We start from the raw sequence: 933 nt of genomic DNA, 5'->3' as shown, positions 1-933 counted from the left end.
ACAGTTTTCTGAGATTTTTAAGTGGAGCGGCCGAGGCAATCATGCTGCCGATTTGATCGCAGGCAGCGTCGCGAAGTATGCCTCATCCGGCGTCTGATCCGCCAGGCTCGAATGGGGCCTTTTCCAGTTGTACAGCTCGATGTAGTCGCCGATGGAGCGCCGGGCATGGCTGACCGACTCGTAGGCCCGCAGATAAATCTCTTCGTACTTGATGCTGCGCCATACGCGCTCGACGAACACGTTGTCACGCCAAGCCCCTTTGCCGTCCATCGACAGCCGCACGCCTCGACCCAGTACGGCCTCGGTGAACGCGCCCGCCGTGAACTGGCTGCCTTGATCGGTGTTCACGATGTCGGGCAGCCCGTAGCGGGCGAACGCTTCTTCCAGTGCCTCGACGGCATGCGTGGCTTCCAGCGTGATGGCAACCCGGTGCGCGAGAATCTTGCGGCTCGCCCAGTCCACCACCGCCGTCAGGTACACGAAGCCTCGCGCCATCGGAATGTAGGTCGTGTCGAGGGCGAACACCTGGTTGGCCCGCGCGATCTTCATGCCGCGCAGCAAGTACGGCCAGATCTTGTGCTGCGCGTTGCGGCGGCTTGTGTTCGGCTTGCAGTACAGCACCTCCACGCCCATGCGCTTCATCAACGTGCGTACGCGACGGCGGCCGACTTCATGGCCCTCCCGACGCAACAGGCGCGCCAGCATCCGTGCCCCGGCAAACGGGAACTCCATGTGCAGTTCGTCGATTCGCCGCATCAACAACAAATCGGTTTCGCTGACCGGCTGCGGCCGCTAATACGCACTCGATCTCGCGATGCCGACCAGTCGCGTCTGTTGCGAAACCGGCAGCGCATGCGTACGGTCGATCATCGTTTTGCGCTCAGCAATCCCGCCTTGGTGAGCGCACCTTCTAAAAAATCATTCTCCAGTGTC

1 pseudogene is annotated in these 933 nt (G+C 61.5%); it reads right to left on the bottom strand.

Going from position 1 to position 933, the window contains the following annotated elements:
* Positions 1–39: 39 nt before the first annotated feature.
* A pseudogene (locus tag LGM71_RS33105) lies at positions 40–918 on the bottom strand (IS3 family transposase); the annotation flags it as partial.
* Between the last annotated feature and the right edge of the window lie 15 nt (positions 919–933).

The organism is Burkholderia sp. AU33545 (genome assembly GCF_020419685.1).
GTDB lineage: Bacteria > Pseudomonadota > Gammaproteobacteria > Burkholderiales > Burkholderiaceae > Burkholderia > Burkholderia diffusa.
This window is presented reverse-complemented; position numbering and strand designations above follow the sequence as displayed.